General features: G+C 67.7%; 1 protein-coding gene. It reads left to right on the top strand.

The genetic code is table 11. The features are described 5' to 3' along the window. Positions 1-147 precede the first annotated feature (147 nt). On the top strand, positions 148-1,209 hold a 1,062-nt coding region (locus tag AQJ67_RS43785; RefSeq protein ID WP_062725717.1), incomplete at its 3' end, for a replication initiator.

The following is a 1,209-nucleotide window of genomic DNA, read 5'->3' as shown; positions in this document are numbered from 1 at the left end:
ACTGCCGGTGGTAACTCGTACAATGCAAAGGCAAATTGGCTGCGCCTGACCAGGGCGTACGCAGCATACGCGCCCTGTGAGCGCAAAGGAGAGAAGCCATGAATACCCGCCATCTACTTCCTGACCTGAGGCTCTGGAGGCCGCGTCATGTCCGGCGAATCCGGCAACACCACCACACCCATTATCAGCCCGTCCGGCGCGTCGTCCGTTCCGGCCGGGCGTTCCGTCGTGCTGGCGGGCGAACAACGAATACAAGCGCTCTCAGAGGCGGACCGTGACCTCATACGGCTCCTGAAGGATCCGCTCTTTTCGCGCTGGAAGGAGCAGATCAAGGCCATCGGTGGCTGCGCCCACCCGATCTACCTGTCCGGCTCGACCATCACCCGTGATGCGGTCACCGGTGAGGTGCTCTCGGCCTACTCGACGGACGGGGAGCCGGGTGAGCGGCTGGCGGTGCGCTGCCGCAACCGGCGTGCCTCGGTGTGTGAGCCGTGCGGATACCTGCATGCCGGGGATACCTTCCAGCTCGTTCGTGCGGGCCTGTCCGGCGGCAAAGGTGTGCCCGATGCGGTTCAGGATCGCCCTCGGCTGTTCGTCACCCTGACTGCTCCGTCCTTCGGGCCGGTGCATCGGGTGCGCGAGGGCGAGCGGTGCCGTCCTCGCCGGGATGATCCGCGCTGCGAGCACGGGCGGCTGCTGGGCTGCGGCCTGGTGCACACCGAGGATGACCCTCCGGTTGGTCTGCCGTTGTGCCCGGACTGCTACGACTACGTGGGCCATGTGCTGTGGCACGCGCACACCGGGCGGCTGTGGGACCGGTTCACCACGGCCGTGCGCCGCTACCTGGCCTCGGCCGGTGGGGTGCCGCGCTCCAAGCTCGGTGACCACCTGGTCGTGTCCTTCGCCAAGGTCGCCGAGTTCCAGCGGCGCGCGGCCGTTCACTTCCACGCCGTCGTGCGGATGGACGGGCCGGACGGTCCCTCCTCGTCCGCCCCGGACTGGGCGACAGAGGACGTGCTCTTGGATGCGGTCGAGCATGCTGCCGCATCCGGCTTCGTCACGGTGCCCGCCTCCGAGGCGTACGGCATGGAGCGGGTCGGCTGGGGAGGGCAGTTCGACGCTCACCCCATTCGCCGGCATTCCGAGACCGGCCAAGCTGACGATCTCTCAGGTGGTGCGGTTGCCGGGTATGTAGCCAAGTACGTGACC

This window comes from Streptomyces caeruleatus (genome assembly GCF_001514235.1).
Lineage (GTDB): Bacteria > Actinomycetota > Actinomycetes > Streptomycetales > Streptomycetaceae > Streptomyces > Streptomyces caeruleatus.
The sequence above is the reverse complement of the archived record's forward strand: the minus strand, read 5'-3'. Positions and strand labels throughout refer to the sequence as shown.